The following is a 26,682-nucleotide window of genomic DNA, read 5'->3' as shown; positions in this document are numbered from 1 at the left end:
ATGGAACTGGCCAGCCTGATCGGACGCCTCAATCCAGACAACCGCCGCGCCCTCGAACGCGCCGCGCAACGCTGTCTGCAACGCGGGCATCACTTTGTCGAGATCGAACACTTGTTGCTGGAACTGCTCGACATCGAGGGTGGCGATTTTGCCTTTTTGCTGCCGCGTTTCGGCCTGGAACGCGATGCGCTGACGGTGGAGATCAACAAGGCTCTGGATCTGTTCAAGGCAGGCAGTACGCGCACGCCGGCACTGTCGTCGCACACGTTGGGCTTGCTCGAAGATGCGGTGGTGCAGGCGAGTGTGCTGGGGCTCGACAGTATCCGTTCCGGGCTGTTGTTGCTGGCGTTGATCGACCGTGACGAGCGCCGCAGTCTGTTGCTCAACAGCGCTTCGTCGTTGCTGCGAATTCCCAAAGAGACCCTGCGCGCGAATCTGCTGGAGTGGACGGAAAACTCTCGCGAACACGTCGGTGCGCGAACCGCCACGTCTAAAGGTCCGGCACCGCGACAGGATTCGGTTCTCGACCAATACACCCAGGATCTGACTGCCGACGCCCATGCCGGGCGCATTGATCCGATCGTTGGCCGCGATGGCGAAATCCGTCAGTGCATCGATATCCTGCTTCGCCGCCGCCAGAACAACCCGATTCTGGTTGGCGCCCCTGGCGTGGGCAAAACCGCAGTGGTCGAAGGTCTGGCCCTGCGCATCGCCGCCGGCGACGTGCCGCCGTCGTTGCAGGAAGTCAGCTTGCGCGTGCTTGACCTCGGCTTGCTGCAGGCCGGTGCCGGGGTCAAAGGCGAGTTCGAACAGCGTTTGAAAGGCGTAATCGACGCAGTACGCAGCGCCGACAAACCGATCATCCTGTTCATCGACGAAGCCCACACCCTGATCGGTGCGGGTGGCGCCGAGGGTGGCAGCGATGCAGCCAATCTACTCAAACCGGCGCTGGCCCGGGGCGAACTGCGCACCCTCGCCGCGACCACCTGGATGGAATACAAAAAATACTTCGAGAAAGATCCGGCCCTCGCCCGTCGTTTTCAACTGGTCCAGGTCGAAGAACCGGATGAAATCACCGCGGTGGAAATGCTGCGCGGGGTGGCTGCCAAACTCGAACAGCACCACGGCGTGCAAGTGCTCGACGCGGCGATCCATGAAGCGGTGAAACTTTCGCACCGCTACATTTCCGGCCGCCAGTTGCCGGACAAAGCCATCAGCGTCCTCGACACCGCGTGCGCCCGGGTCGCCCTCGGCCAGCACGACGTACCGCCTCCGCTGGAAAGCCTGCGCCACCGGCAGAACAGCCTCAAGGATGAAGTCGAACGCCTGCGCCGTGAACAGGCCACTGGGCTTGATCACCGTGAGCGAATTACCCTGCTGGAAAGCGAATCGACCAGCAACGTGCACGCGATTCGCGAATTGGAAACCCGTTGGGGTGAAGAGCGTGTCGCCGTGCGCGAGCTGCTCGAAACCCGTCGCGAGTTACTGGCGTTGAGCGAGCGCGCCGACAGCGATAAACCCGATGAAGCCACCGACAGTCGCATCGATCATCTCGCCGCCGAACTACTACGCCTTGAGGCTGGACTGGATGCGATTCGCCAGGACGATCCGCTGGTGCCGGAACAGGTCGACAGCAAAACCGTCGCCGCTGTCATCGCAGGCTGGACCGGCATCCCCGTCGGCAAGATGCTCGCCGACGAAGCCCACGCCGTGCGCACCCTCGGTGCGCGCATGGGCCAACGGGTGATGGGCCAGAGCACCGCGCTCAACACCATCGCTCAGCGCTTGCAGGCCTACCGCGCCGGACTGACCGATCCGCAGAAGCCAGTCGGTGTATTTCTCCTGGTCGGCCCCACTGGCGTCGGCAAAACCGAAACCGCGTATGCGCTGGCCGACGCCCTGTATGGCGGCGAACGCAACCTGATCAGCATCAACCTCTCCGAGTACCAGGAGGCGCACACCGTCAGCCAACTCAAAGGCGCCCCGCCCGGTTATATCGGTTACGGCAGCGGTGGCGTGCTCACCGAAGCGGTACGACGCAAGCCCTACTCGGTGGTGCTACTGGACGAAATCGAGAAGGCGCATCCGGATGTGCTGGAGGCGTTCTACAACGTCTTCGATAAAGGCTTGATGGAGGACGGCACCGGATTGGTGGTGGATTTCAAGAACACCGTGATGCTCGCCACCAGTAACGTCGGCGCGGAGCTTTTACTGGATACGCCCGTGGCGCAACTCGGCTCGGAAGCCTTCAACGAGGCCCTGCACAAAGTCCTCCTGCAAGCCTTCCGCCCAGCGTTTCTGGCGCGCATGACCGTGGTCGCGTATCGACCGCTGGATGAAGCGACGCTGGAAGGGATTGTGCTCGCCAAGTTGGAAAAACTGCGCGGCCGATACAAGGCTGCAACCGGCAAACAGTTCGAGTTTGATTCAGGAATCGTTAAAGCAGTGCTCGCCAAGTGCAGCGCGGCGGGTGCTCGGGATGTCGAGAATGTGTTGATGACGCAGGTGACGGGGAAGTTGGCGGAGTGGGTGCTGGAGTAACAGAAACGACACCTCCAGTTCTGTGCAAATAAAATCAAGGATGAACTATGTTAAATACGCACACCGACACTAAAGAAACAGAACTGGCAAATGCGCTCAATCATCTGAATGCCTTGCTGTCGACAAATTTCAACATCCCCAACATTCACAGCCTGTTGAAAAGCAAAGCCATTTTACTGACCCAAGACACCGACGATGTTTCACCCAACGCAACTACTTGCCTCAACGGGCAAGTCAGTGTCCCTAGAGGAATAGAAATCAGCGTCCCCGAAGGTAATGGAATAATGATTAAGGCGAAAGGAGCTGTCAGCACCCGTCCTTGGTATGTTTTTCATTATGCAAATGGCGAGTCCACCAATGGCACCCTTGGAACGGGTTCCTGCCTGGTCCCCTATGATGCGCCGATAGGTACAGTCGTAATATCAGGAGGTTTTTGCGGTTGTGTCGCGCGCGTAGACAAGGCTAATAATGGCTTGCTGTTTACGCATGACAATAACGGTAAATGCCTCGTTGCCCCCTTACCGGGCACAACCAGAATTGCCAGCATCGATTTTAACTCATACTGCGAAAAAGGTAACAGCCACCAAAGAAACGCATTTGAAGAGGTCGTCGTCGCAGAGGTGCACATCTCGATGCCGTCAGTTGTGGCTGCTACTATTCTTTTCTTGAAAATAAACAACTCCCAGTTCTTCGCTTTCTGTTCTTCTTATTTGTTCGGCTTCTCATCCAGACCTACTTCTAGCTTTGGTTTTCTGGCACGGTTGATAACAACCCCTCAGCCGGTGCCCAATTTACACCGCTATTACTTTCCAGACCCTGAAAACTCCAAGTTTATCAGTTTGATCGATAACGCCGCTGCCAACCTGCAGGAAGTGGCCAACCCACTGCCCATTACAAATGAGACACCATAAATGAGCCAATTGGAATTCAGAATCGCAGCAGGCCGGCATACACAACCTGTGCGTCGAGTTGACAAAACGAAGTGAGAAATCAAAATGCCGCTCACGATAATGACTTGGAACGCGCAACACTTCGACGAACAGAATTCGACGCTATCCGAGGCTTACAGAGAAAAACTTGCCTTTCTGGTTTATTACCTTGAGCAAAGAAAGCCCGATATCTTCGCCTTGTTCGAAACAGGTAAATCGGGCGCAGCCAACACCCAATTAGTGAGGGACCTGACTGCACATTACAGTCCAGTAAGCATCCTTCAGCCCGAGAGCGCAAAAAACAAAATCACGACATTGGGTTCAATCGTTTTTGTAAAGAACGCGATTGCCAGTGAATTTACCGACATTTCAGAACATGTTCCACTGGATGACAAAGAGCAACGTGGAGCATTACTTATTCACCATAAAACTACCGATTTATGTTATGGCTTCTATCATGCAAATGCGTCCTGCGTGGCACTGGGAAATATCGTCAACGCAATAAATTACATTCAGGGCATGAGGGTCAAACTGGTTTTTTTTGGTGGCGATTTGAACGTACCCACTGATGGCAAGCCTGACGCAATAATGAAAATGCAGAAACTCACGCCAACAGGTGCGGGGTATACACATGTCAGCATCCTGAGTGATGACGTGAGTTCCTCCAGCAGAGAATTAAGAGACATGCAGGAGTTTGGCCACTTCCTTAATCTCACGCCAAAAAAATATTTTGAAGAAGAATACAAATGGAACCATGCCATCGATGCAAAACCTCGGCATCCAACAGCACAGTTAAGCTTGTTGGACTATGCCTATGTACATGAACTGGAGAAATGGAGCGCCGTTTGCGAAGGCAGTGCTAACACCGTTGTATCGGGAGAGTCAGTCAGGCACCGCACAACCGTCATCCAGAAAATCTGCCTGGGCATGTCCGTAAGAAGTGATCATTTCCCGGTATTTTTTACCTATGGTGTTGTGCCGTCTTCTCCCTCGACATCCTCGGGTTCCCCTCCATTACTGGCTCCGGTATCGACTGGTGCCTCGGTATCACCGTCGCTCGGCCCCGCCCCCGTTGACGGCAGTTCAATGTTTTAGCCATTGAGACCACCCCATGCCACGTTCCACCGACAGCAACACCAGTCTCTCCCTCACCGCGACTTCGCTGTCAGCGTTATTCCCTGAGTCACTGTCCGGCGATGAAGCACTGAACATGCTGGGCACGCAAATTCTTAACAATCTCAACGACGGTGCAACTCTCACCCTGAGCAGCGCCATCGCCACTCACGTCACCACTACCCTGCACAACGACGCGCAGTTGCGCCCGTTCGACGCGCTGGTCGCCGAGATCCGCCAGCTCCCGGCCGACTCAACTGCCGAACGCTATCAGCTTGTGCTTAGACCCTGGCTCTGGTGGCTGACCCTCGCCAGCAACAACCGCGTATTCCAGAACCTCGCCACCTCGGACATCGTCACGACGATCTTCAAGGCCCACGGCTTCACCGATTTCAAACTCTCGCTGACCGGCAGCTACACCCCGCGTGAATACTGTGTGCAGTATGGCGAAAGCGATTTCGCCTTCGTCTCGCGACTGCTGGAAGAGGAAGGAATCTTTTGGTTCTTCACCCACGAGGACGGCAAACACACGCTAGTGCTCGGCGACAGCAACGACGCTTTCGTGCCGATCCCCAACGGGCCGAAAGTCAGTTATCTGGGGCAAGGATTGGGCGAACGTGAACTGCACGGAATCCGCTCCGGACAAGTCTGTTTGCAGGCAGTCGCCGGGGTATATCGGGCGACGGATTACGAATTCACTACGCCGACCACATCGCTGTATGGCCAGGCCGAAGCGGTGGCCGGGCCGCGTTCGATCTATGAGCATCCCGGCGGTTACAACGCCAAGGCACGCGGCGATACGTTGACCAAGCGACGCGTCGACGGTTTGCGCAGTGAGGAAAAACGCTTTGTCGGCGAGAGTGACTGTCGCTGGTTGATTCCCGGGCATTGGTTCACCCTCGCCGGCCATGACGATGCGAGCCTGAACATCGATTGGGTGGTGACGCGGGTGACCCATGACGCCAGCCACGAAAGCTATCGCAACCGCTTCGAAGCAATCCCCAAAGCCACTCCGTTCCGCCCGCCACGCACCACCCCCAAACCGCGCATGCACCCGCAAACCGCGATTGTGGTGGGCAAGTCCGGTGAGGAAATCTGGACCGACGAATACGGCCGGATCAAGTTGCAGTTCCCGTGGGATCGCGACGGCAAGAACGATGAAACCAGTTCCTGCTGGGTGCGCGTGGTACTGCCGTGGAGTGGCAAGGGGTTCGGCATGCAGTTCATTCCGCGTATCGGTCAGGAAGTCATCGTGACGTTTATCGACGGTGATCCGGATCGGCCGCTGGTGACCGGTTGCGTCTATAACGGTGACAACGCCCTGCCCTATGCGCTGCCGGCCAATCAGACGCAGTCGGGGATCAAGACCCAGTCTTCAAAGGGTGGCGGCGGTTTCAACGAGTTGCGTTTCGAGGACAAGAAGGACGCTGAAGAGGTGTTCTTGCAGGCGCAGAAAGACCTGAAGATCAACGTGCTCAACGACACGACCGCCACGGTCAGCCATGACGAAACCCTCACCGTACAAAATGCCCGCACTCGCACGGTCAAGGATGGCGACGAGACCGTGACCCTGGAGAAAGGCAAACGCAGCGTCACCATCCAGACCGGCAGCGACAGCCTCGATGTCAAGGACAGCCGCACGGTGAAGGTTGGCGCCGATCAGAACCACAGCACCGGCGGCAATTACACCGACAAGGTCACCGGCGATTACAGCCTGACGGTGGACGGCAACCTGACGATCAAAGTCAGCGGCACCCTCACCCTGCAAAGCGGCGGCAGTTTCACGATCAAGAGCGGCGCCGATCTGGCGACCTCGGCCAGCACTTCGATCACCCACAAGGCCGGAACTGCCTTGACCAATCAGGCCGGGACTTCACTGGACAACAAGGCTGGCACCACGCTGACCAACGACGCCGGTATCAGCCTGACCAACAAGGGCGCGGCCTCGCAGACCGTGGACGGCGGCGGCATGCTGACCATCAAGGGCGGCCTGGTGCAGGTCAACTGACAAGGAGCAGGCATGGCAATCACACCGCTGGATTTGCAGCAAGATGACAAACAGATGAAGGGTCGTTTGCAGGATGGTCAGCTCGACGGTGCCTTGCAGATCAAGGATGACGGGCGCAAACAGGCCGATCTGAATTACAGCCACGGGGAGTTGCAGGGCATGTCGCTGCTCTATCACCCCAACGGCAAAGTCTCGGCGCAGATGCCGTTCGTGCGCGACAAGGTGCAAGGCGTGGCGAGTTTTTATTCGACCGAGGGTTGCTTGCAGCGCAAGGCCACCTATCGACGCGGGTTATTGCATGGCGAGGCGTTCAATTACTTCGCGGATGGGCAAGTGGCGGAGGCGGAGTTTTATCGCGATGGCGTGCGTGAGGGTCGCTATCAGCGCTTTCATCCGAACGGGAAAACGGCGGTGGAGGCGCGCTATGTGAATGGCCAGTTGCTGGAGCCAGAGCAAGGTTTTGCCGAGGATGGGCGGCCGTTGGGCGCGGATGGCAAACCGATTTCGCGGGTGCGTTGGTGGTTCCGCCGGTGGGCGGATCCGCAGCAGGCTTGAAGTTTTTGTTTTGTATCGACTGGCCTCATCGCGGGCAAGCCCGCTCCCACAGGGTTTGTGTTGTGAATGCAATATTGTGAACACCATCGACCATTGTGGGAGCGGGCTTGCCCGCGATGAGGCCCGTACATTCAGCAAAGATTTCAGGGAATGAGCATCTGCATCTGCCCCGGCACCACAATCTTGATCACCCCCGCCCAGTTACACATCAACGTGCTGTTGGCGTCGATCGCCGGCATCCCGCCAAGCAGCAGCGTCGGCGCGCCGCCGGGAATCCATGGCGTGGCCGTCGCCGGAATGCACGGCATCGGCGTCAACACGCCCAGCGCTGCCGCAGTGGCTGCGGCGACCATCGGGTTGGCCATGCTCATGCACACGCCGAACGGCAGGATATTGACCAGCGGAATGTGATCCATGATGTTCGCCGCCGGCATCCCGCCGGTCAGCGTGCGGTTGACCGGCAGCACGTTGAGCATCGCCGGGGCGGCGCCGAAGCTGCATTGCAATGTGGCGGTGGCACAGACTTGCGGACAGCCCATTTCACGACTCCTGCGTGGACACGGCATACCCGCTAAACCTTAGTCGCCCACGGCCCGCCGCGCACATTCCCAAAGGTGATTATCGTGCAACACGCTAACCTATAAGACCGACCCGCGCTTGTGACCGCCCGAGCGCGCCATTAGATTAGCCAATGATGTCTGGCCTCCAAAATAAGCAGAAGGGATAAGCATGGCGCTTACTGACCAGTCCACCCGTATCCGCTCTGGCGAAGAACTCGATGCCAGCCTGATCGATCCGTACCTCAAAGCGCACATTCCGGGCCTGAGCGGCTTACCTGTGATCAGCCAGTTTCCCGGCGGTGCGTCGAACCTGACTTACCTGCTGGAATACCCGGAGCAGGAATTCGTCCTGCGCCGCCCGCCGTTCGGCCACAAAGCCAAATCCGCCCACGACATGGGCCGCGAATTCCGCATTCTCAATCAACTGCGCGATGGCTTTCCGTATTGCCCGAAAGCCTACGTGCATTGCACCGACGAATCGGTGATCGGCGCCGAGTTCTATGTGATGGAGCGGGTCAACGGCATCATCCTGCGCTCGGAACTGCCGCCGGAATTGGGCCTGGATTCGGCAAAAACCGAAGCGCTGTGCAAAAGCTTCATCGACCGTTTCGTCGAACTGCACCGGGTCGACTACAAGGCCTGTGGCCTCGGTGATCTGGGCAAGCCTGAAGGCTACGTCGCCCGCCAGATCAAAGGCTGGAGCGAGCGCTACGAAAAAGCCCTGACCCCGGATGCGCCGCACTGGGAGCAGGTCAAAGCGTGGCTCAACGACAAGATGCCGGCCGACCACCCGACCTCCAGCATCGTCCACAACGACTACCGCTTCGACAACGTCATTCTCGACCCGAACAACCCGATGCAGATCATCGGCGTGCTCGACTGGGAACTGACCACCCTCGGCGATCCGCTGATGGACCTGGGCAACACCCTCGCCTACTGGATCGAGGCCGGCGACCCGGCGCCCGTGCAACTGATGCGCCGCCAGCCGAGCCACGCGCCGGGCATGCTGACCCGCCGCGAGTTCGTCGATTACTACGCCGAGCGCTCCGGCATCCAGATCGACAATTTCGACTTCTACTACACCTACGGCCTGTTCCGTCTGGCCGGCATCGTGCAGCAGATCTACTACCGCTTCTATCACGGCCAGACCCAGGACAAACGCTTCGCGCAGTTCATTCACATGAACAAACTGCTGGAGCAGATGAGCTTGCAGGTCATTGCAAAATCGAGCCTCTGACGGCCCACACCAAGGAACCCCCATGTCCAAGACTCAGTTGTTCGACCTCGACGGCAAGATCGCTTTCGTCTCCGGCGCCAGCCGTGGCATCGGTGAAGCCATCGCCAAACTGCTGGCCCAGCAAGGTGCCCATGTGATTGTTTCGAGCCGCAAACTCGAAGGCTGCCAGCACGTCGCCGATGCAATCATCGCCGCTGGCGGCAAGGCCACCGCCGTAGCCTGCCACATCGGCGAAATGGAACAGATCAGCCAGGTGTTCGCCGGGATCAAGGAACAGTTCGGCCGCCTCGACATTCTGGTCAACAACGCCGCGACCAACCCGCAGTTCTGCAATGTGCTCGACACTGACCTCGGCGCGTTCCAGAAGACTGTCGATGTGAACATTCGCGGCTACTTCTTCATGTCCGTGGAAGCCGGCAAGCTGATGCGCGAGAACGGCGGTGGCAGCATCATCAACGTCGCGTCGATCAACGGTATTTCGCCGGGGATCTTCCAGGGCATCTACTCGGTGACCAAGGCTGCGGTGATCAACATGACCAAAGTCTTCGCCAAGGAATGCGCGCAGTTCGGCATCCGCTGCAACGCCCTGCTGCCGGGCCTGACCGACACCAAATTCGCTTCGGCGCTGGTGAAAAACGATGCAATTCTCAAGCAGGCGCTGACGCAGATCCCGCTCAAGCGCGTGGCCGATCCGAGCGAAATGGCCGGGGCGGTGTTGTATCTGGCCAGTGACGCGTCGAGCTACACCACTGGCGTTGCGCTGAATGTGGACGGCGGCTTCCTGTCCTGATCGCATCCAACCCATGTAGGAGCAGCCTCGGCAGCGCCTGCATGGGTTGAATATTTATTCTAGAATTTGCATATAGAGAATTTTTATTCCATAAATAGCCTTCCTGAAAAGAAAAATCCAAGGAATACGGCTATGCGCGAACTCGGTATCGGTCTCATCGGCACAGGTTTCATGGGCCGTGCCCATGCCTTGGCGTTTCGCAATGTCAGTGCAGTGTTCGAACTGCCGTTCAAACTCACCCTCGCCGCCCTCGCCGACGCCGATCCGCAGCGCGCCCGCCACTGTGCCGATGCCTGGGGCTTTGCCGCCCATCACAGCGACTGGCAACAATTGATCGATGACCCCAAGGTCAATCTGGTCGCCATCACTACCCCCAATCACCTGCACTACCCGATGGCCATGGCCGCCCTGGCTGCCGGCAAAGCGGTGTACTGCGAAAAACCCCTGGCAGTGAACCTCGAACAAGCCAGCGCCATGCGTCAGGCAGCCAGAGACGCCGGAGTGGTGACGCGGGTCGGCTACAACTATCAGCACAACCCGATGATCACGATGGCGCATGACTTGATTCGCGACGGCGAACTCGGCGAGATCATCAGCTTTCAGGGTGAGTTCAGCGAAGATTTCATGGCCGATCCCGACTCGCCGTGGTCATGGCGCTGCGACCCGGCGCATGCCGGCGGTGCTTTGGCGGATCTGGGCAGTCACTTGCTGTCGATGGCGCGTTATCTGGTGGGCGAAGTCACAGCGGTTTGCGCCGACACTCACACCGTCCACACCCAACGACCGGCCGGCACCACGCAAAAATCTATTAGCGTCGACGATCAAGTCCACGCCCTGCTGCGTTTCGCCAACGGCGCCCGAGGTACGTTCAGCAGCAGTTGGCTCAAACACGGCTACAAAAATCACCTGAGCTTTGAAATCAGCGGCACGCGCGGCACCCTGACTTTCGATCAGGAGCGTTTGAACGAACTGCGCCTGTTCCGCGCCGGACAGGACGGCTTCCAGCGCCTGCTCGCCGGCCCCGACCTTCCGGGCTACGCCGCGTTCAGCCCTGCCCCGGGCCATCAATTGGGCTACAACGAACTGAAGACGCTAGAGGTGCATGACGTGTTGATGGCGTTGGCCGGCACCCATCAGGGCGGCACGGATTTCGAACAGGCCTGGGCCGTCGAGCGTCTGGCCACGGCGATTCGCCTCGCCGCGCGCGAGCAGCGCTGGGTGCGCATCGAGGAAGTCTGACACTCAGGCGTCAATGACCTTCGGCAACTGCCAGCCGAAATGCACGGACAACAGGCGCAGCAGCAAACACGCTGCGCCTGCCAGCAACGCCGCTGCGACCGGCGGCACACCGCAGCGCCGCGAGATGATCAACACCGCCGCACCGGTAAACGCCGAACTGGCATACAAATCCGCCTGCAACACCACCGGTATCCGCGCCAACACAATGTCGCGAAGCACCCCACCGCCGACGCCGGTAATCGTACCCATCAGCATGGCTACAAACGGCGTAATGCCGAAATTCAACGCCTTCTGCGCCCCCGCCACGGCAAACAGCGCCAGCCCCGCCGCATCGAGCACGATCAGCGTGGACCCGGACCAGCCCAGCACCTGTTCATGGAACACAAATGCCAGTCCACCCATGAAAAACGCCAGCGCCGGATAACGCCAATCGGCCACCGCGTTCGGCGGCGTGGCGCCAATCAGCAAATCACGCGTCACCCCACCACCGAGCGCGACGATAAACGCAATCACCATCACCCCAAGCAAGTCGAGCTGACTGCGCATCGCCGCAATGGCCCCTTCCACAGCAAACACCGCCGTGCCGAGCAGATCGGCCACCAGCACAATCCGCTCAACCCGAGACCTGCGCCCCGCCGGCGTTATTGAGTGACGCAACGGGTGGTCGTGGTGTGACGAGTGACTTGTTCGTCGACGTACATGTCACCCGACACCTCAGTGTTTTCGATGACCTGACAAGTACGTTCCGGCGGTGGAGGCGGCGTTACAGGGGGCGGAGGCGGAGGACTGGCACAACCGGCCAACAGCGCCACGGAAAAAGCCAACGACAATGGCGAACACACGCGTTTCCCAAGATTGTTCATAGGATGACCCGCGAAAATGAGAGACAAACTCCCGCGACCGAACCGACCACGGAAGACCTGACCACTCATTCTTTATAGCCGACAGCCCCGCAAGCGCCAGTAAACCGGCCACCCCGAAGCGCCAGGGCTGTCGATTTTGCGCCGGATTTGAAGGAAAAATGACTCATGACCAACTTCGCCATACCGACCGCCATCGCTGGCAAGCCAGCTCCCACAAGGGTGGAGTACAACCGACAAAAACAGGTCGGCTCTCAGGCCGCCTTCGGGAGCAAGCCCCCTCCCACAGTTTGAAACAAGATTCACCCGCCAGAACCAGGTCGGCCTAAAGGCCGCCATCGCTGGCAAGCCAGCTCCCACAAGGGTTGAGTACAACCGGCAGAAACAGGTCGGCTGTCAGGCCGCCTTCGGGAGCAAGCCCTCTCCCACAGTTTGAAACCAGACTCACCCGCCAGAACCCAGGTCGGCCTAAAGGCCGCCATCGCTGGCAAGCCAGCTCCCACAACGAAATGAATACACCCAAAACGCGGCGCATGCCGCCCCACTCAACACAATGAGCGTTAGCTCGAGTACCGCTCTTGATCTAAAGCGCCCGTCGGCAGGCTGAGCGGAGGGGTTCATCCGGGGAGGACATCGAGAGGAGGTGCAGCGAAGCAAACCGGAGGCGATGCCCCGGATGAACCCCGGAGCGAAGGAACCCGAGCCACAGCGAGGGCCGTACGTCAGGGTAAAGCCTTTTTGGTTACTTTTTCGGCGTCTGGAAAAAGTGACCCGCCGTAAGGGCGGAACCCTAAGCAGCCGTTACCGCAGCATCGGATATGCACTCATCAGCCAAACCATCGACGCCCACCCCGCCGTTATCGCTGGCAAGCCAGCTCCCACAAAGGACCTAAGCCAAGTCAATATCACTGAACGAACGCAAAGAATTACTCTGCAACTCATACCGCAACTCATCAATCAACGCGTCCACCGACTCCGGCGTACGCAATGCATCCAGCTTCAACCCACTGATCACCAGATCCACCTGCCCGGACACCGCGTGATACAGCTTCACCGTCAGCGAATGATCCCCATCTACCGAACACTCGCAAGCCAGCGGCGAAAAACTGTGCTCAAGCCGGGCGCGCAACTGCGCAAGATTCATCATTGAGGCCGTTCCTTTAACTACTCGAAGGGACACGATCCCAAGCCATAAAAGGCTCGTATCGCACCCCAACAGACTAAGAACAGTCCCCGTCCGCCAACACCCGAATTTGCACCGGCTGAACTAGTGCATTTGCACCCTAACGCTGACCCTTGGCCCGCCACTCACCAGAAAACAACCCACGCTCCCGCGCCCAGACAATCGCCTCGCTGCGGCTGTGCACATCCAGCTTCGAATACACCGTCGCCACATGATTACGCACGGTATTCGGCGCCAGTTTCAACCGCGCCGCAATCTCCTTGTCCGCCAGCCCTTCGCAGATCAGCCCAAGTACATCGCGTTCACGCGCCGTCAGATCAGTGAACGACACACTCGGCAGTTGCGGCGAATTGACCTTCTTCACATTGGCCAGTTTTTCGATCAGCGTACGACTGAACCACGAGGCGTCCTTCATCACCTCCTCAATCGCCGCCACCAGCTCAAGCTCGGTACGCTTGCGCTCGGTGATGTCCATCAACACCAGCAGATAACAAGACATGTCCTGAATATTGACCGTGTCGGCGGACACCGCGCACTCCAGCACATCCGTATCTTTCTTGCGCAGCCGCACATCGACCCGGTCGATCCGTCCGTTCTTCGCCAGGGCCGTCAGCAACCGGGTGCGGGCGCCCTCGTCGTCGATAAAGTCCAGTTGCGTCACGGTTTTGCCGACCACGTCATCGCTGGCATAGGCCAGGGTATCGAGGAATGCCTGATTGACATCAATCACCTGCTGCTCGTCAGCGCTGCAAATCAGGATCGGTACCGGCGTCAGACGGAAGGCCTTGGCGAAGCGCTCTTCGCTCTGGCGCAGTGCCACTTCAGCCCTGCGCCGCAGTTCCATGTCGACGAAGGAAAACAGCATGCACTGCTCATCGTTGAGCAGCAGCGGCTGCCCGGCGACGATCACCTGCTTGGTACTGCCATCGGACAAGCGCAGCTCGGCCTGCATCTGCGGAATGGTCGCGACATCTTTCAGGCGTTGAATGGCCAGATCCTTGTGCTCAGCCTGTTCGAGGATGTCGATTTCATAGGCCGAGGTGCCGATGACCTGGTCGCGGGTATAGCCGGTCATTTCGAGGAACCCCGGATTGACCTTGATATAACGCAAATCGCTGAGCCGGCAGATCACCGCCGGCGCCGGGTTGGCGTTGAAGGTTTTCTCGAAACGCTGCTCGGCGTTGGCCCAGTCGGTGACGTCGCTCATGATCAGCACCAGCGACTCCGGCTGGCCTTCACGGTCAGTCAGCACCATGCTGCGCACGCTGTGCACCCAGACACGCTCCGGGTCATCCGCAGCGAACAGCTCGATCAGCACGTCGCTGAAAACTTCACAGCGCGCCACGCGACTGATCGGGTAATTCTCGGCGGGCACCATGTGGTTGTTGCGATAGCGCAGGCTGAAACGCTTGGCATACTCCTCGGCGTTCGCGCCCAGCTCGCCGATCCGGCTGACACCGTGCATGGCCAGCGCGGCTTCGTTGGCCCAGAGAATGCTTTGATCCAGCTCGAGCAGGATCACTCCGTCGGACAGCCCGGCAATGATTTGCTGCAACTGGCGACGATTGGTTTCGCGGGTCAGGACTTCCTGGCTCATTGGATCTCCACAAGTGATACGCCCATGTGAAGGTTACGACCGCAGCTGCCGCTGATCGTGCGAAGTGACTGAAATGGTGCGCCAGGAGCATGGATGCTGACTTTATCGGCCTCATCGCGGGCAAGCCCGCTCCCACAGGGATTTTGGTGTGACACCAATCTTCAGAACACCACGGAACCTGTGGGAGCGGGCTTGCCCGCGATGAGGCCGGCACCTCCAAAAGAAGTATGACTGTCACTCCGCCCGCTTCAGCTCACGCAACGTGTCGAGGAAGAGTTTGAGGACTGGGGAAGCATCGTCCGCGCGATAAGTGGCATACAGCGGCACTTCCGGCAGCGCCGGGGTCAGCGACTTGAACACCAGCCCCGCCGGCGCCAATTGCTCGATGGAGGCCGGCAACAGCGCCACGCCAAACCCGGCGCGCACCAGACTGAGCAAGGTCTGCACCTCGATCACCTGCTGGCGGATCTGCGGAGTGAACCCGGCCTGAATGCAGCACTGATATAGAAAATTGGCAAACCGCGACTGCTTCAACTCCAGCGCCACGAACGGCTCCTGCGCCAGATCCGCCGGGGCCAGCACCGCGCGACAGGCCAACGGATGATCCGCCGGCATCACCACATGGATCGGCTCGTAGATCAGCAATTCATTGCGCAACTGCGGATCGTCATAGCCGACGCGGAACACGCAGGCATCAATGCGTTTTTCCTTCAACGCCTTGACCTGCGCCGCCGGGGTCATCTCGTGCAGGCGCCAATTAACTTGCGGATAGCGCTGACGAAACAGGTGCAGAGCCTTGGGCAGCACGCCGACCATCACCGAACTGATCATGCCGATTTCCAGCTCACCGAGCTGCCCGCGCCCGGTTTGCCGGGTCAGGTCCAGCGCCCGTTCAAGCTGCTCAAACACCAGCGGTGCTTGCTCCTTGAGCATCTGCCCCGCCGCTGTCAGCTCGACCCGATGATGACTGCGTTCGAACAGCGGCGTGCCAAGTTCCTCTTCGAGCAAACGGATCTGCTGACTCAACGGCGGCTGGCAGATGTGCAGGCGTTCGGCGGCGCGGCCGAAGTGCAGCTCATCGGCCAGCGCCATGAAGTAACGCAACAAGCGCAGGTCCATGGCGGCTTACCCCAGATTCAGCGGGGTCGAGCGCTGCCGCACGCCGGTCAGCGCAAACAACGCGTTGGCAATGGCCGGCGCCACCGAAGGGCTGCCCAGTTCGCCGACACCGCCGGGTTTGCTCGGCGCACCGTCCAATACGACGATGTCGGTGGGCGGCATATCGGACATGCGCGTGACGCGATAGTCGTGAAAGTTGCTCTGCACCACCCGCCCCTGCTTGATGTCGAGCCGATCGAACAACGCGTGGCCGAAGCCCCACATCAGGCCGCCATAGATCTGCTCTTCGACCCCGCCCGGTGATACCGCCAACCCGCAATCGACCACGCAGGTGAGCTTTTCGACTTTAACCTTGCCATCGACGGTCGCGACCCGCGCCACCACCGCGATAAAACTGGTGTAACCCTGATTCGTGGCGATCCCCAGCGCCGTGCCCGGCGGCAACGGCTGGCCCCATCCGGCCCGCTCGGCAGCCTGTTTGAGCACCGCCACATGCCGTGGCCGTTCCTGCATGTTGGCCAGGCGAAAAGCCAACGGATCGGTGCCCGCCGCATGGGCCAGTTCATCCATGAAACTTTCCACAGCAAACACGTTGGGAATAAAGCTCACCGAGCGATACCAGCCACTGGGCACGTTGCTTTCGTGCTTGACCCAGTTCAGGTCCAGGTGTGGCGGGCGATAGGCAAAGTCCCACGCGGTGATCGCTTCGGTGGTGCTGTAATCCATGCGATCCGGGCGTTCGAAATAACCCGGCTCCCACTGCTCCGGCGAAGCCGGCGACACGGCATGCAATTGCAGCGCGGTAAGTTTGCCCTGTGCATCCAGCGCGCCTTTGACCCGATGCAGGGTGGCCGGGTGATTGAATAACGCATGCATTTCGTCTTCGCGGCTGTTGAGCAGTTTCACCGGCACACCGGTCTGTTGCGCCAGATACGCGACTTCGAACAACCAGTACTTGGCCTCTCGCGCACCGAAACTGCCGCCGGACACCAACTCGTTGATGGTGACCCCGGCCTTGTCGATGCCGCACACGGTTTGCGCCGCTTCCAGTGCTGACGACGGCACCTGCACGCCGCCCCAGTAGGTGATCGCCTGATCCTTGACCTGCGCGGTGATACAGATCGGCTCCAGCGGGTTCTGCACCTTGTAGGGCATGGTGTAATCGGCTTCGATCAGCTTTGCAGCACTCGGCCATTGCCCGGAGACATCGCCGTGGGTCATGGCTTTGACGGTTTGTATTTTCAGATCGCCGATGGCTTTGGCTTGAGCGCTGGCCAACTGTTCGCTGTCGAACCCGGCCAGCGCTGAATCGCTCCACTGAATCGCCAGCACGTTGCGCCCCTGTTGCGCGGCCCAGAACGTGTCCGCCAGCACCGCGACGCCGTCCAGATTGCCGCCAAGCACATCCGGCCGCCCCGGTATCGCGATCACCTTGCGCACACCCGGCACCTGCAACGCTGCCGCCGAATCCACGCTGATCACCTTCGCACCAACCACCGGCGCACGCTGAATCACCGCCACCAGCATCCCCGGCAATTGCACGTCAATGCTGTACTTGAAACGCCCACAGACCTTGGCTGCTGCATCGCGCTTGTGACGCAGCTTGCCGATGTACTTGAAGTGCGCCGGATCCTTCAACGTGACCTGCTCCGGCGCCGGCAAATGCGCCGCCACGCCGACCAGTTCGCCGTAGCCGAGGCTGCGTCTGCTCGATGGATGGACGACTCGGCCTTCTTCGGTGGTGCAGCTGTCAGGGCTGACTTTCCACTGCTGGGCAGCCGCCGTGATCATCAGCGCCCGCGCCGTGGCCCCGGACAGGCGCAAACGGTCGTATTCCAGCGAGACACTGGTGCTGCCGCCGGTGGAGAAGACTTTCCAGATCGGGTGAATGTAGGTGTCGAAGAACGGATCTTCCGGGGTAATCACCTGCACGGTCATCGGGTTGACGTCCAGCTCCTCAGCGACACACGCGGCCAGCGCCGTTTGCGTGCCCGTGCCGGAATCGTGCTTGTGCACCACCAGTTTCACCGTGCCGTCGGGGAAGATCCGCACCCAGGCGTTGGGTTCGAATTCGCTGGCCGGCGCGGGAGCCTTCGGGTCAGTGGCGGCTGCGCCGGACGGTAAATACAGGGCAATCGCCAGCCCCGAAGCCACCGTCGCCGCCTGTTTGAGAAACACTCGGCGTGACGGTTCGATCAAAGTGTCGTCTAGAAGGCGCATCACGCCTCCTTCGGCGTATTCGCCGCGCGTTTGATCGCCTTGTTGATCCGCCCGTAAGTGCCGCAACGGCAGATATTGCCGGACATCGCGTTGCGGATCGAATCGTCAGTCACCGCCGCCCCAGTGTTGAGCAACGCAGCAGCGGACATGATCTGACCGGATTGACAGTAACCGCATTGCGGCACATCTTCGGCGACCCAGGCCAGTTGCAGCGGATGAGTTTCTGTCGGCGAAAGGCCTTCGATGGTGGTAATGCTGTGGCCCGCGACGGCGGCCAGCGGCAATTGGCAGGAACGCACCGCGACACCGTCCAGATGCACGGTGCAGGCACCGCACAGGCCCATGCCGCAGCCGAATTTGGTGCCGGTAAGTTTCAGTTGATCACGCAGGACCCACAACAAGGGCATGGAGGGGGACGCCTCATCCAGCTCGCGTCGTTCGCCGTTAACCGTGAATGCAATCATTGTCAGGCTCCAAAAGAGCGGCCCGTCTTTGTGCGGGCCTGGTGACCGAATAGTGGGAGCCTTGGCAACACGCGGCCAGCGACGATTTCTGCCAACCGGTGTAAGCAGGACTAACAACATGTACAAGCGATACCCGTCGGTGCAGTCCATGAGTGCGTTTATCCACGCGGCGCGCAGCGGCAGTTTTTCCAGTGCCGCCCGCAAGCTCGATCTGACCCACAGCGCGATCAGCCAGCAGATCCGCGCACTGGAAGACTTCATTGGCCAGCCGCTGTTCGTGCGTGAAGGTGGCGGCAGCAATCTGACTGACGCCGGGCAGCTGTTTGCCAGCGTGTTGTCGGATGGCCTGGCGCAGATTGATCGGGCCTTGTCCTCGGTGAAAAACCGCAGCGTGGCGCAACGCCTGACGCTGGACGTGGACAGCGAACTGGCGCAGAGCTGGCTCAACCCACGCCTGCCGCAGTTGCTCGATGGGTTGCCGGATTACGAGGTGACGCTGCTGTCGATGCCGCGCAGTGATCGCAGCACATTCGAGCGGGTCGATCTGGCGTTGCGTTATGGCTATGGCGATTGGGACGACTGCGAGATGACGCAGATCTGCGGGGATCGGGTGTTGGCAGTGGCTTCGCCTGCTTTGCTGGAACGGCATGGGTTGCAGGTGCCGTTGAGCCCGGCGCAGATCCTCCAATTGCCGTTATTGGGGTATACGCGGCGGTCGTGGATTCCGTGGCTGGATGCGGCGGGCATGCCGCCCGTGGAGCCGCCGGCGCGGGTGGTTTTTGATAATGCGGCGAATTTGATTGCGGCTGCCGAGGCGGGTGTCGGCGCTGGACTGGTGCGGGGATTACTGGCCGCCGATGCGTTGCGCAATGGGCGGCTGGTAGCGTTGAACGAGGCGCAGATTGCGGCGCATTACAACCTGTATGCGGTGTGGCCGCATGGGCAGGCTGAGCGGGTGGCGCCGGTGGTTGAAGTGATCAAACAATTGGCCCAGCGTACACAATCCTGACGCCATCGCTGGCAAGCCAGCTCCCACAGTTGCTGTGTTGCGCCGCAGATCGGATTAACACCTCGATCATTGTGGGAGCTGGCTTGCCAGCGATGAGGTCAGCCCCATCACCGCAAAACCATATCGAACGCATATCACCACCACGCCCAATTAATATTGTACGAACCGCTCCCCCCTTTCCAATACTCGCCCCCAGCAGCCACCCACCCGGGCCGGATGCAAACAGGCGAGGGAATGCGCGTGTCCAGCGCATAGAAATGGCCGATTGCCCGGGACGTGGATGCCGAGAGCCGCAAGGCTCCCTTCCCCGCTATCAGGAGATCGACTTCAATGATCATCGATATCAGCTGCTATCCCACCGATCTGGTGGACCTCGCCTGGAGGCATGACGGTGACCCGTTCACCGGCGAGCGTCTGCTGGAGATGATGGATGGCCCGTACATGGTCAACGGCAAGCCTCGCCGCATCGACAAAGCCTTCATCCAGCCGCCGCAAGGCAACACGATTTACACCTGGACCGACGGCGAACTCTCGGGCCGCGAATCCATCGACGCCTACATGGCGTACACCCTGAAAATGGTCCAGACCTACCCGGACCGTTTCATCGGCTGCTTCGTCTACAACCCGCGTTGCGGTGTGCAGAACGGCGTCGAGGCGATCGAGCGCTACGTCAAGGAGCACGGCTTCGGTATGGTCCAGATGCAGGCCAACATGCACGCCTACCGGCCTGATCGTGCGCTGGACTGGGTGCGCCCATGCTTCGAGAAATGCGCCGAACTGGGCATCCCGGTCAAGCTGCACACCGGCGACGGGCCGTACAGCATCCCGTCGGAATGGGTGCCGATGATCAAGGAATTCCCCAACGTCAACTTCATCATGGCCCATTTCGGCGTGCAGACCGGCGGTGTCTACGTGTTCGAACCGATGCAATGGGCGATGGAGTTGCCCAACGTCTATTGCGAATCCGGCTGGTGCCTGCAATCGCGGATCGTCGAGTTCGCCAAGGTGCTGCCGACGCACAAGATCCTCTTTGGCACCGACACCCCGCCGAACGAGCCAGGCATGTGGCTGCGCCTGCTCGAAGTGCTCTGCCATGAGCCGCCACAAGGCCTGAACCTCGACGAGGACACCCTTGAAGACTATCTGGGCAACAACACCGCGCGGATGATCGGCCTCGAACCGACCCCGCCGCCGCGTTCCGTTTCCGAAGCAGAGGCGCAACTCAAGCGCCCCGTCACCACCCAACTGGCCAGGAGCTGAACCGATGATCATCGACACCCATCTGCACCCCACCAACCTGGTCGACGAGGCCTGGCGCCACACCGGCGAACCGTTCACCGGCGAGCGCATGCTCAAGCTGATGGACGGCCCGTACATGATCAACGGCAAACCGCGCCGCATCGACATGGGCTTCATCCAGCCACCGCCGGGCAACACCGGTTATCGCGACGGCAACCGCCGCGGCCGCGAGGGCGTACGCGACTACATGTCGTACATCGCCGAACTCTGCGTGAAATACCCGGACCGCTTCATCGGCAACTTCAACTTCAACCCGCGCTGGGGACCGGAAAACGGTGCGGCGGAGCTGGAATTCCACATCAAGGAATACGGCTTCAAGATGCTCAAGCTGCACGCCAACATGCACGGCTACCGGCCGGATCGCGCACTCGATTGGCTGCGTCCGGCGATGAAAGTCTGCGCCAAGTACAACATCGTCGTGCTGATCCACACCGGCGACGGCCCGTACACGATTCCGACGATGTTCTACCCGATCATCCGTGAGTTCCCGATGGTCAATTTCATCATCGGCCACTTCGGTATCCAGACCGGCGGCAACTACTCGTTCGAAGCGTTCTGGATGGCCATGGACACGCCCAACGTGTACTGCGAATCGGGCTGGTGCTTCCAGTCGCGGATCGTCGAGTTTGCCAAGGAACTGCCGCGCAACAAGATCGTGTTCGGCACCGACTCACCACCGAACGAACCGGGGATGTGGCTGCGCGAACTTGAGGTGTTGTGCTCGCCGGCACCGCAGGGGTTGGGGATTGATGAGGATCATCTCGAGGACTACCTGGGCAACAACATCGCCCGGTTGTGCGGGATCGAACCGACGCCGCCGCCGAAGGATCTGGTCGAGGCGGATATTCGCCTGACCACTACGTACCTCTAGTTAACGCAGATCCCTAGGACACGAGGTAACCCTGTGGTGAGGGGATTCATCCCCGATGGGCTGCGCAGCGGCCCCAAAACCTGCAACCGCGTTGTATCAGACAGACCACGTGTAAGGGTTTTAGGACTGCTTCGCAGCCCATCGGGGATAAATCCCCTCGCCACAAAGGCCCTCGCCACAGGGGATCTCCAGTGTTTCATGTGGGCAACACAGCGACTTTACAGGCACGAAGATGACCCGGCGTTCGTTCGACCGGCAGGCCAACGGCTGCTCGATCGAACGCCCTCTCACCCCTGCGTGCCTGCTTTTTACGAGGTGAAACCATGACCCGTTCGACGCTCGGCGATTCCCAAGACTTTCACGCTTTCATCGACGCCTATCGCCGTGAGTTTCCGGACGATGTGCTGACCATCACCCAACCGATTTCCGCCGATCAGGACGTCACCGCCCTGGTCGATGCCCTTGCTGCTCAGGGCCGCGATCCGCTGCTGATCTGCGAAAACGTCGGCGACCTGAAAGTGCCGGTGGCGACCAACCTGTTCGCCTCCCGCACTCGTATCGCCCGACTGTTCGGCGTCACCCCGACGCAACTGCACGAAACCTTCCAGAGCCGCGCCAATCAACCGATCCCGCCACGTTATGTGGACACCGGCCCGATCCTCGATGAAGTCTTCGAGGGCGAGGCGCTGGACCTGGCGCTGCTGCCGATGCTCAAGCATTTCGACAGTGACCGGGGGCCTTACATCACCAACGCGATCATCATTGCCGAAGACCCGCTCACCGGCATCGCCAACATGAGCTACCACCGCTCGATGCGCCATGCCCGTCAGGCCCTCGCCACCAGCCTGCACTCGCGCGGCCACCTGTGGCGGATGCTGCAGACCGCCCGCGAACGCGGCGAAGAATTACACGTGGCGATGGTGGTGGGTGCGCACCCACTGTTCATGCTTGCCGCTGCAGCGCGTTTGCCCTACGGCAGTGATGAACGGGCGGTGGCGGGCGGACTGTTCGGCGCGCCGCTGGAGCTGGTGAAAACTCCACGCTACGGCATCGGTGTCCCGGCTTACGCCGAGTTTGTGCTGGAGGGCGCCATCGACCCGGCGGCGTATGCCGAGGAAGGTCCGTTCGGTGAGTTCAGCGGTTACTCCTCGGACCGCTCGACCAACAACGTGCTGCGTGTCGACACTCTGCTGCGGCGCAAAGATGCGTGGTTGGTGGACGTGATGGGTGGCCGTTACGCCGAACACCTGACTCTCGCCCGTCTGCCCCGTGAAGCGGAAATGAGCGAGAAGCTCAAGGCGCGCTTCCCCGCCGTCACCGCCGTGCATTATCCGAACTCCGGCACGCATTTTCATTGCTACGTCGCGCTGGATCAGAGCCGCGACGGCGAGGCGAGGCAGATCATGCTGGCGCTGCTCGGCTGGGACCCGTACCTGAAAACCGTGATCGCGGTGGACAGCGATATCGACATCAGCGATGACAGCCAGGTGTTGTGGGCACTGGCCACGCACTTCCAGCCGCACCTGGATATTTTCACCATCGACGGTTTGCCCGGCAGCCCGCTGGATCCGTCGTCCTCGGTCAACGGCACCACCTCACGCATGGGCCTGGACGCCACACGCGGTTCGGCTTTTGACGGGATCAAGGCGCAGCTCGATCAGGATGTCCTCGAACGCGCCCGGGTGTTGCTCAGAGGTCTTGAGTCGTGAACCGCCAACGGATGGTGGTCGGCATCAGCGGCGCGTCCGGCTTCATCTACGGCGTGCGCCTGCTGCAATTGCTCAATGAGCTGAACATCGAAAGCCACCTGATCATCAGCCGCGCCGCGCTGCTGACCATGGCTCACGAAACCGACTACAAACTCGCCGACGTTACCGCGCTGGCCAGCCACTACCACCGCGCCGACGACGTCGCCGCCGGGATCGCCAGCGGTTCGTTCCGCTGTCTGGGCATGGTCGTGGCGCCGTGCTCGATGCGGACGCTGGCGGAGATTGCCACCGGCACCTCATCGGGACTGATCGGCCGCGCCGCCGACGTCACCCTCAAGGAGCGCCGCACGCTGGTGTTGATGGCCCGCGAAACCCCGTTGACCCTCGCCCACCTGCGCAACATGACCGCCGTCACCGAAATGGGCGGAATCATCGCCCCGCCGGTGCCGGCGTTTTACGCCCACCCGGAAAGCCTTGCGCAGATGGTCGACCACAGCCTCGGCCGCGTGCTCGACCTGTTTGGCCTCGATGCGGGCACCGCCACACGCTGGAGAGAAAACCCCGGCCCCTGTGGGAGCTGGCTTGCCAGCGATAGCAATAGGTCAGTCGGCATCACTGGTGAATGACACACCGCCATCGCTGGCAAGCCAGCTCCCACAGAAAGCGTCATCACTCATTTCATCGTGCACCGGTAAATCATCAAGGAGCCTCAAATGAATACTCCCTTCAACGCCCCCACCCCGAACACCAAAATCCCCGTGACCATCCTCACCGGCTTCCTCGGTGCCGGTAAAACCACCCTGCTTAATTACATCCTCAAGGAAAACCACGGGCGCAAGATCGCCGTGATCGAAAATGAATTCGGCGAGGTCGGCATCGACGGTGATCTGGTGCTCAGCTCCGAAACCGAAGAAATCTACGAGATGGTCAATGGCTGCGTGTGCTGCACCGCCGAGGTTCGCGAGGACCTGGTGCGCATCGTCCGCGAACTGGTGGCGCGCCCGGTGCGCCTTGATCACATCCTCATCGAAACCAGCGGCCTGGCAGACCCGTACCCGGTGGCGCAAAGCTTTTTCATCAACGACCCGATTGCCGAGGAAGTCGAACTCGACGCCATCGTGACCATGGTCGACGCCAAACATATCGCCCAGCATCTGGAGGACCTGCAACTGGACGGCGTCGACAATCAGGCGGTGGATCAGATTGTTTGCGCCGACCGCATCGTCATCAACAAGGTCGATCTGGTCAGCAGCGACGAGGTGGAAGCCCTGCGCGGCAAGATCCGGGGCTTGAACGCCACAGCGGATCTGGTGACCTCGACCCATGCGCAAATCGATCTGAGCAAGATCCTCGGAATCGGCGCCTTCGAGTGCACGCAAAAACTGATGGAAATCGGCGCGGACCAGCACGATCACGATCAGCATGGCCATGACCATCACGCAGAGCACTCTATTGAAGAGCAGGATCACCAACACGACCCAAGCGTGTCATCGGTGGGCATCGCCGTGGACGGCGCGGTCAACCTGATGGCGTTCCATCGCTGGATCAGCGAACTGCGTTCATCCCAGGCCGACAACCTGTACCGCATGAAAGGCGTGTTGGCGGTGGCCAACGAAGACCAGCGCTACGTGCTGCAAGGCGTGCACAGCCTGGTTGAGTTCCGCGCCTCGACCGCGTGGGGCAGTGAGCCGCGCTCAAGCAAGATCGTATTCATCGGCCGCGACCTGGATCGCGCGGCCCTGAACCAGGGCTTTGCCGCCTGCCTGGCAGGCTGAACAAGGCATCGGAGCCGGTGGATGGCGGTTCCGGGCACGAATGACTGATGCCAGGTCGGATGAACAACACCAGACCTGTGGGAGCTGGCTTGCCAGCGATTGCGGACTGTCAGTTGATGAATTGGTGACTGATCTACCGCCATCGCTGGCAAGCCAGCTCCCACAGGGATCTTCGGTGTTCCCAAGTCAGAGGCATCAGACGAATACCCCTCTCAACCGCATAAAAACAGCCAGAGGTGTTTCCCCATGTCGTCAGCCACTCCCTCCTCCGCCGTGCACCCCGTCGACCGGATTTTGCCGGTGCGACAAATGCTCACCCTCGGCCTGCAACACATGGCCGTCTCATACATCGGCGCCATCGCCGTGCCGTTGATTGTCGCCAGTGCCTTGAAAATGTCCCACGCCGACACCGTGGTGCTGATCAGCACAACGCTGTTCTGTTCCGGCATTGCCACCATCCTGCAAACCGTCGGCTTCTGGAAATTCGGCGTACGCCTGCCGATTCTGCAAGGCGTGGCCTTCAGCAGCGTGGGACCTGTGATCGCCATCGGCAGCAACCCGGAGGTGGGATTTGCCGGGGTCTGCGGGGCGGTGATCGGTGCCGGGATTTTCACCATGCTGATGGCGCCGTTCGTGGGCCGATTGCGGCGATTCTTCCCGCCCGTGGTCACCGGTTGCATCGTCACTGTGATCGGCTTGCAACTGTTCCCGATAGCCTACGAATGGGTCGGTGGCGGTCGCAACGCCAGCAACTTCGGCGCGCCGGCGTTTCTCGGCGTGGCGGTGGTGGTGTTGCTGACCATTCTGCTGGTCAACCGTTATGGCAGTCCTTTGTTGCGCAATATGGCGGTGTTGATCGGCATGCTGATCGGCGCCGGTCTGGCGTATGGCTTGGGTATGGGCAGTTTTCACAGCGTCGAAGAAGCGCCGTGGCTGACAGTGCCCTACCCGTTCTATTTCGGATTGCCGACCTTCAGCCTGATCCCCATCGCAACCATGGTGGTGGTGATGATCGTGCAGATGGTCGAATCAATGGGCTTGTTCGTGGCCATCGGCGACATCGTCGAAAAACCGGTGGAAGACAAACAGGTGATCAACGGCCTGCGCGCCAATGGTCTGGCCAGCACTATCGCCGGAATGTTCGCAGCGTTCCCGTTCATTGCCTTCATGGAAAACGTCGGCCTGGTGATCCTCACCGGCGTGCGCAGCCGCTGGGTGGTCGCGGTCAGCGGCTTGCTGATGTGCTCGATTGCGCTGGTGCCGAAGGCCGGGGCGATCATCGCCTCGATGCCGACTGCCGCACTGGGCGGCGCCGGGATCGCCATGTTCGGCGTGGTCGCGGCGGCGGGAATTCAGACCCTCGCCAAGGTCGATTACGAGCGCAATCGCTACAACGTGCTGATCGTCGGTTTCACCATCGCCGCCGCACTGGTGCCGGTGCTCGCGCCGACCCTGTTCAAACAATTACCCGAGTGGTCGCAGCCGTTTCTGCACAGCAGCGTGGTCATCGCCTGCCTGGTGTCGGTGCTGCTCAACGCCGCGCTGAATGGCGTCAGCGTGCCGGAAACCACCGCCAGCAAATCCGCCTCGCACATTCTCTGAAC

General features: G+C 60.2%; 22 protein-coding genes. 15 read left to right on the top strand and 7 right to left on the bottom strand.

Features of this window, described 5'->3' with window-relative positions; all coding sequences use genetic code 11:
• The 5 genes from tssH to ACVVH8_RS11405 all read left to right on the top strand — a co-directional run bounded on the left by tssH (position 1) and on the right by ACVVH8_RS11405 (position 7,146).
• Positions 1 to 2,541 (top strand): type VI secretion system ATPase TssH, encoded by a 2,541-nt coding sequence (gene tssH, locus ACVVH8_RS11425; RefSeq protein ID WP_475230159.1) that lies wholly within the window; start codon positions 1 to 3, stop codon positions 2,539 to 2,541.
• A 47-nt stretch (positions 2,542 to 2,588) separates the two neighbouring features.
• Entirely contained in the window at positions 2,589 to 3,452 is an 864-nt protein-coding gene (locus ACVVH8_RS11420) for a hypothetical protein (RefSeq protein ID WP_103303328.1), read from the top strand.
• Between the two features lie 84 nt (positions 3,453 to 3,536).
• Positions 3,537 to 4,565 carry an endonuclease/exonuclease/phosphatase family protein gene (locus tag ACVVH8_RS11415; protein WP_103303327.1) on the top strand — a complete coding sequence of 343 codons (1,029 nt, stop codon included), beginning with the start codon at positions 3,537 to 3,539 and terminating at the stop codon, positions 4,563 to 4,565.
• Between the two features lie 16 nt (positions 4,566 to 4,581).
• Complete coding sequence (locus tag ACVVH8_RS11410) at positions 4,582 to 6,591, top strand: type VI secretion system Vgr family protein (RefSeq protein WP_475230156.1); 2,010 nt, start codon at positions 4,582 to 4,584, stop codon at positions 6,589 to 6,591.
• Between the two features lie 12 nt (positions 6,592 to 6,603).
• The gene (locus ACVVH8_RS11405; RefSeq protein WP_475230153.1) at positions 6,604 to 7,146 is read left to right on the top strand and encodes a toxin-antitoxin system YwqK family antitoxin; all 543 of its coding nucleotides are present in this window, start codon (positions 6,604 to 6,606) and stop codon (positions 7,144 to 7,146) included.
• 143 nt (positions 7,147 to 7,289) lie between these two features.
• Here the strand turns inward: ACVVH8_RS11405 and ACVVH8_RS11400 are convergent, their stop codons facing one another.
• The gene (locus ACVVH8_RS11400; protein WP_103303324.1) at positions 7,290 to 7,685 is read right to left on the bottom strand and encodes a DUF4280 domain-containing protein; all 396 of its coding nucleotides are present in this window, start codon (positions 7,683 to 7,685) and stop codon (positions 7,290 to 7,292) included.
• Between the two features lie 190 nt (positions 7,686 to 7,875).
• Here ACVVH8_RS11400 and ACVVH8_RS11395 point away from each other — a divergent pair, with 190 nt between their 5' ends.
• The 3 genes from ACVVH8_RS11395 to ACVVH8_RS11385 all read left to right on the top strand — a co-directional run bounded on the left by ACVVH8_RS11395 (position 7,876) and on the right by ACVVH8_RS11385 (position 10,972).
• Positions 7,876 to 8,943: a phosphotransferase family protein gene (locus ACVVH8_RS11395; RefSeq protein ID WP_475230150.1), complete on the top strand. Its 1,068-nt coding sequence runs from the start codon at positions 7,876 to 7,878 to the stop codon at positions 8,941 to 8,943.
• Positions 8,944 to 8,965: 22 nt separating this feature from the next.
• Entirely contained in the window at positions 8,966 to 9,733 is a 768-nt protein-coding gene (locus ACVVH8_RS11390) for an SDR family oxidoreductase (RefSeq protein ID WP_041480848.1), read from the top strand.
• A gap of 132 nt (positions 9,734 to 9,865) precedes the next feature.
• The gene (locus ACVVH8_RS11385) at positions 9,866 to 10,972 is read left to right on the top strand and encodes a Gfo/Idh/MocA family protein (protein ID WP_475230147.1); all 1,107 of its coding nucleotides are present in this window, start codon (positions 9,866 to 9,868) and stop codon (positions 10,970 to 10,972) included.
• Positions 10,973 to 10,975: 3 nt separating this feature from the next.
• Here the strand turns inward: ACVVH8_RS11385 and ACVVH8_RS11380 are convergent, their stop codons facing one another.
• The 6 genes from ACVVH8_RS11380 to ACVVH8_RS11355 form a co-directional block, all read right to left on the bottom strand.
• Positions 10,976 to 11,572 (bottom strand): trimeric intracellular cation channel family protein, encoded by a 597-nt coding sequence (locus ACVVH8_RS11380; RefSeq protein WP_475230145.1) that lies wholly within the window; start codon positions 11,570 to 11,572, stop codon positions 10,976 to 10,978.
• Positions 11,573 to 12,721: 1,149 nt separating this feature from the next.
• The gene (locus tag ACVVH8_RS11375; protein WP_103303320.1) at positions 12,722 to 12,979 is read right to left on the bottom strand and encodes a DUF1652 domain-containing protein; all 258 of its coding nucleotides are present in this window, start codon (positions 12,977 to 12,979) and stop codon (positions 12,722 to 12,724) included.
• Between the two features lie 136 nt (positions 12,980 to 13,115).
• Positions 13,116 to 14,612, bottom strand: coding sequence for a PAS domain S-box protein (locus ACVVH8_RS11370; protein ID WP_475230142.1), 1,497 nt, complete (start codon positions 14,610 to 14,612; stop codon positions 13,116 to 13,118).
• Positions 14,613 to 14,846: 234 nt separating this feature from the next.
• Positions 14,847 to 15,731: a LysR substrate-binding domain-containing protein gene (locus tag ACVVH8_RS11365; RefSeq protein ID WP_103303318.1), complete on the bottom strand. Its 885-nt coding sequence runs from the start codon at positions 15,729 to 15,731 to the stop codon at positions 14,847 to 14,849.
• A 6-nt stretch (positions 15,732 to 15,737) separates the two neighbouring features.
• Complete coding sequence (locus ACVVH8_RS11360) at positions 15,738 to 17,951, bottom strand: xanthine dehydrogenase family protein molybdopterin-binding subunit (RefSeq protein ID WP_475230140.1); 2,214 nt, start codon at positions 17,949 to 17,951, stop codon at positions 15,738 to 15,740.
• Complete coding sequence (locus tag ACVVH8_RS11355; protein ID WP_475230138.1) at positions 17,951 to 18,415, bottom strand: (2Fe-2S)-binding protein; 465 nt, start codon at positions 18,413 to 18,415, stop codon at positions 17,951 to 17,953. Before ACVVH8_RS11355 ends, ACVVH8_RS11360 begins: the two co-directional genes overlap by 1 nt.
• 118 nt (positions 18,416 to 18,533) lie before the next feature.
• Between ACVVH8_RS11355 and ACVVH8_RS11350 the strand changes: the two genes are divergently transcribed.
• The 7 genes from ACVVH8_RS11350 to ACVVH8_RS11320 all read left to right on the top strand — a co-directional run bounded on the left by ACVVH8_RS11350 (position 18,534) and on the right by ACVVH8_RS11320 (position 26,680).
• Positions 18,534 to 19,424 (top strand): LysR substrate-binding domain-containing protein, encoded by an 891-nt coding sequence (locus ACVVH8_RS11350; protein WP_103303315.1) that lies wholly within the window; start codon positions 18,534 to 18,536, stop codon positions 19,422 to 19,424.
• 330 nt (positions 19,425 to 19,754) lie between these two features.
• On the top strand, positions 19,755 to 20,684 hold the full coding sequence (locus ACVVH8_RS11345; protein ID WP_103303314.1) for an amidohydrolase family protein: 930 nt from the start codon (positions 19,755 to 19,757) through the stop codon (positions 20,682 to 20,684).
• Between the two features lie 4 nt (positions 20,685 to 20,688).
• On the top strand, positions 20,689 to 21,594 hold the full coding sequence (locus ACVVH8_RS11340) for an amidohydrolase family protein (RefSeq protein ID WP_103303313.1): 906 nt from the start codon (positions 20,689 to 20,691) through the stop codon (positions 21,592 to 21,594).
• 323 nt (positions 21,595 to 21,917) lie between these two features.
• Positions 21,918 to 23,303, top strand: a complete 1,386-nt coding sequence (locus ACVVH8_RS11335; RefSeq protein ID WP_475230135.1) for a UbiD family decarboxylase — start codon at positions 21,918 to 21,920, stop codon at positions 23,301 to 23,303.
• A gap of 11 nt (positions 23,304 to 23,314) precedes the next feature.
• Positions 23,315 to 23,929 (top strand): UbiX family flavin prenyltransferase, encoded by a 615-nt coding sequence (locus ACVVH8_RS11330; RefSeq protein WP_475231158.1) that lies wholly within the window; start codon positions 23,315 to 23,317, stop codon positions 23,927 to 23,929.
• An 87-nt stretch (positions 23,930 to 24,016) separates the two neighbouring features.
• On the top strand, positions 24,017 to 25,078 hold the full coding sequence (locus ACVVH8_RS11325; RefSeq protein ID WP_401299875.1) for a CobW family GTP-binding protein: 1,062 nt from the start codon (positions 24,017 to 24,019) through the stop codon (positions 25,076 to 25,078).
• 246 nt (positions 25,079 to 25,324) lie between these two features.
• Positions 25,325 to 26,680, top strand: coding sequence for a nucleobase:cation symporter-2 family protein (locus ACVVH8_RS11320; protein ID WP_103303309.1), 1,356 nt, complete (start codon positions 25,325 to 25,327; stop codon positions 26,678 to 26,680).
• Positions 26,681 to 26,682: the final 2 nt, after the last annotated feature.

This window comes from Pseudomonas trutticola BRTCR10 (assembly GCF_056155105.1).
The sequence above is the reverse complement of the archived record's forward strand: the minus strand, read 5'-3'. Positions and strand labels throughout refer to the sequence as shown.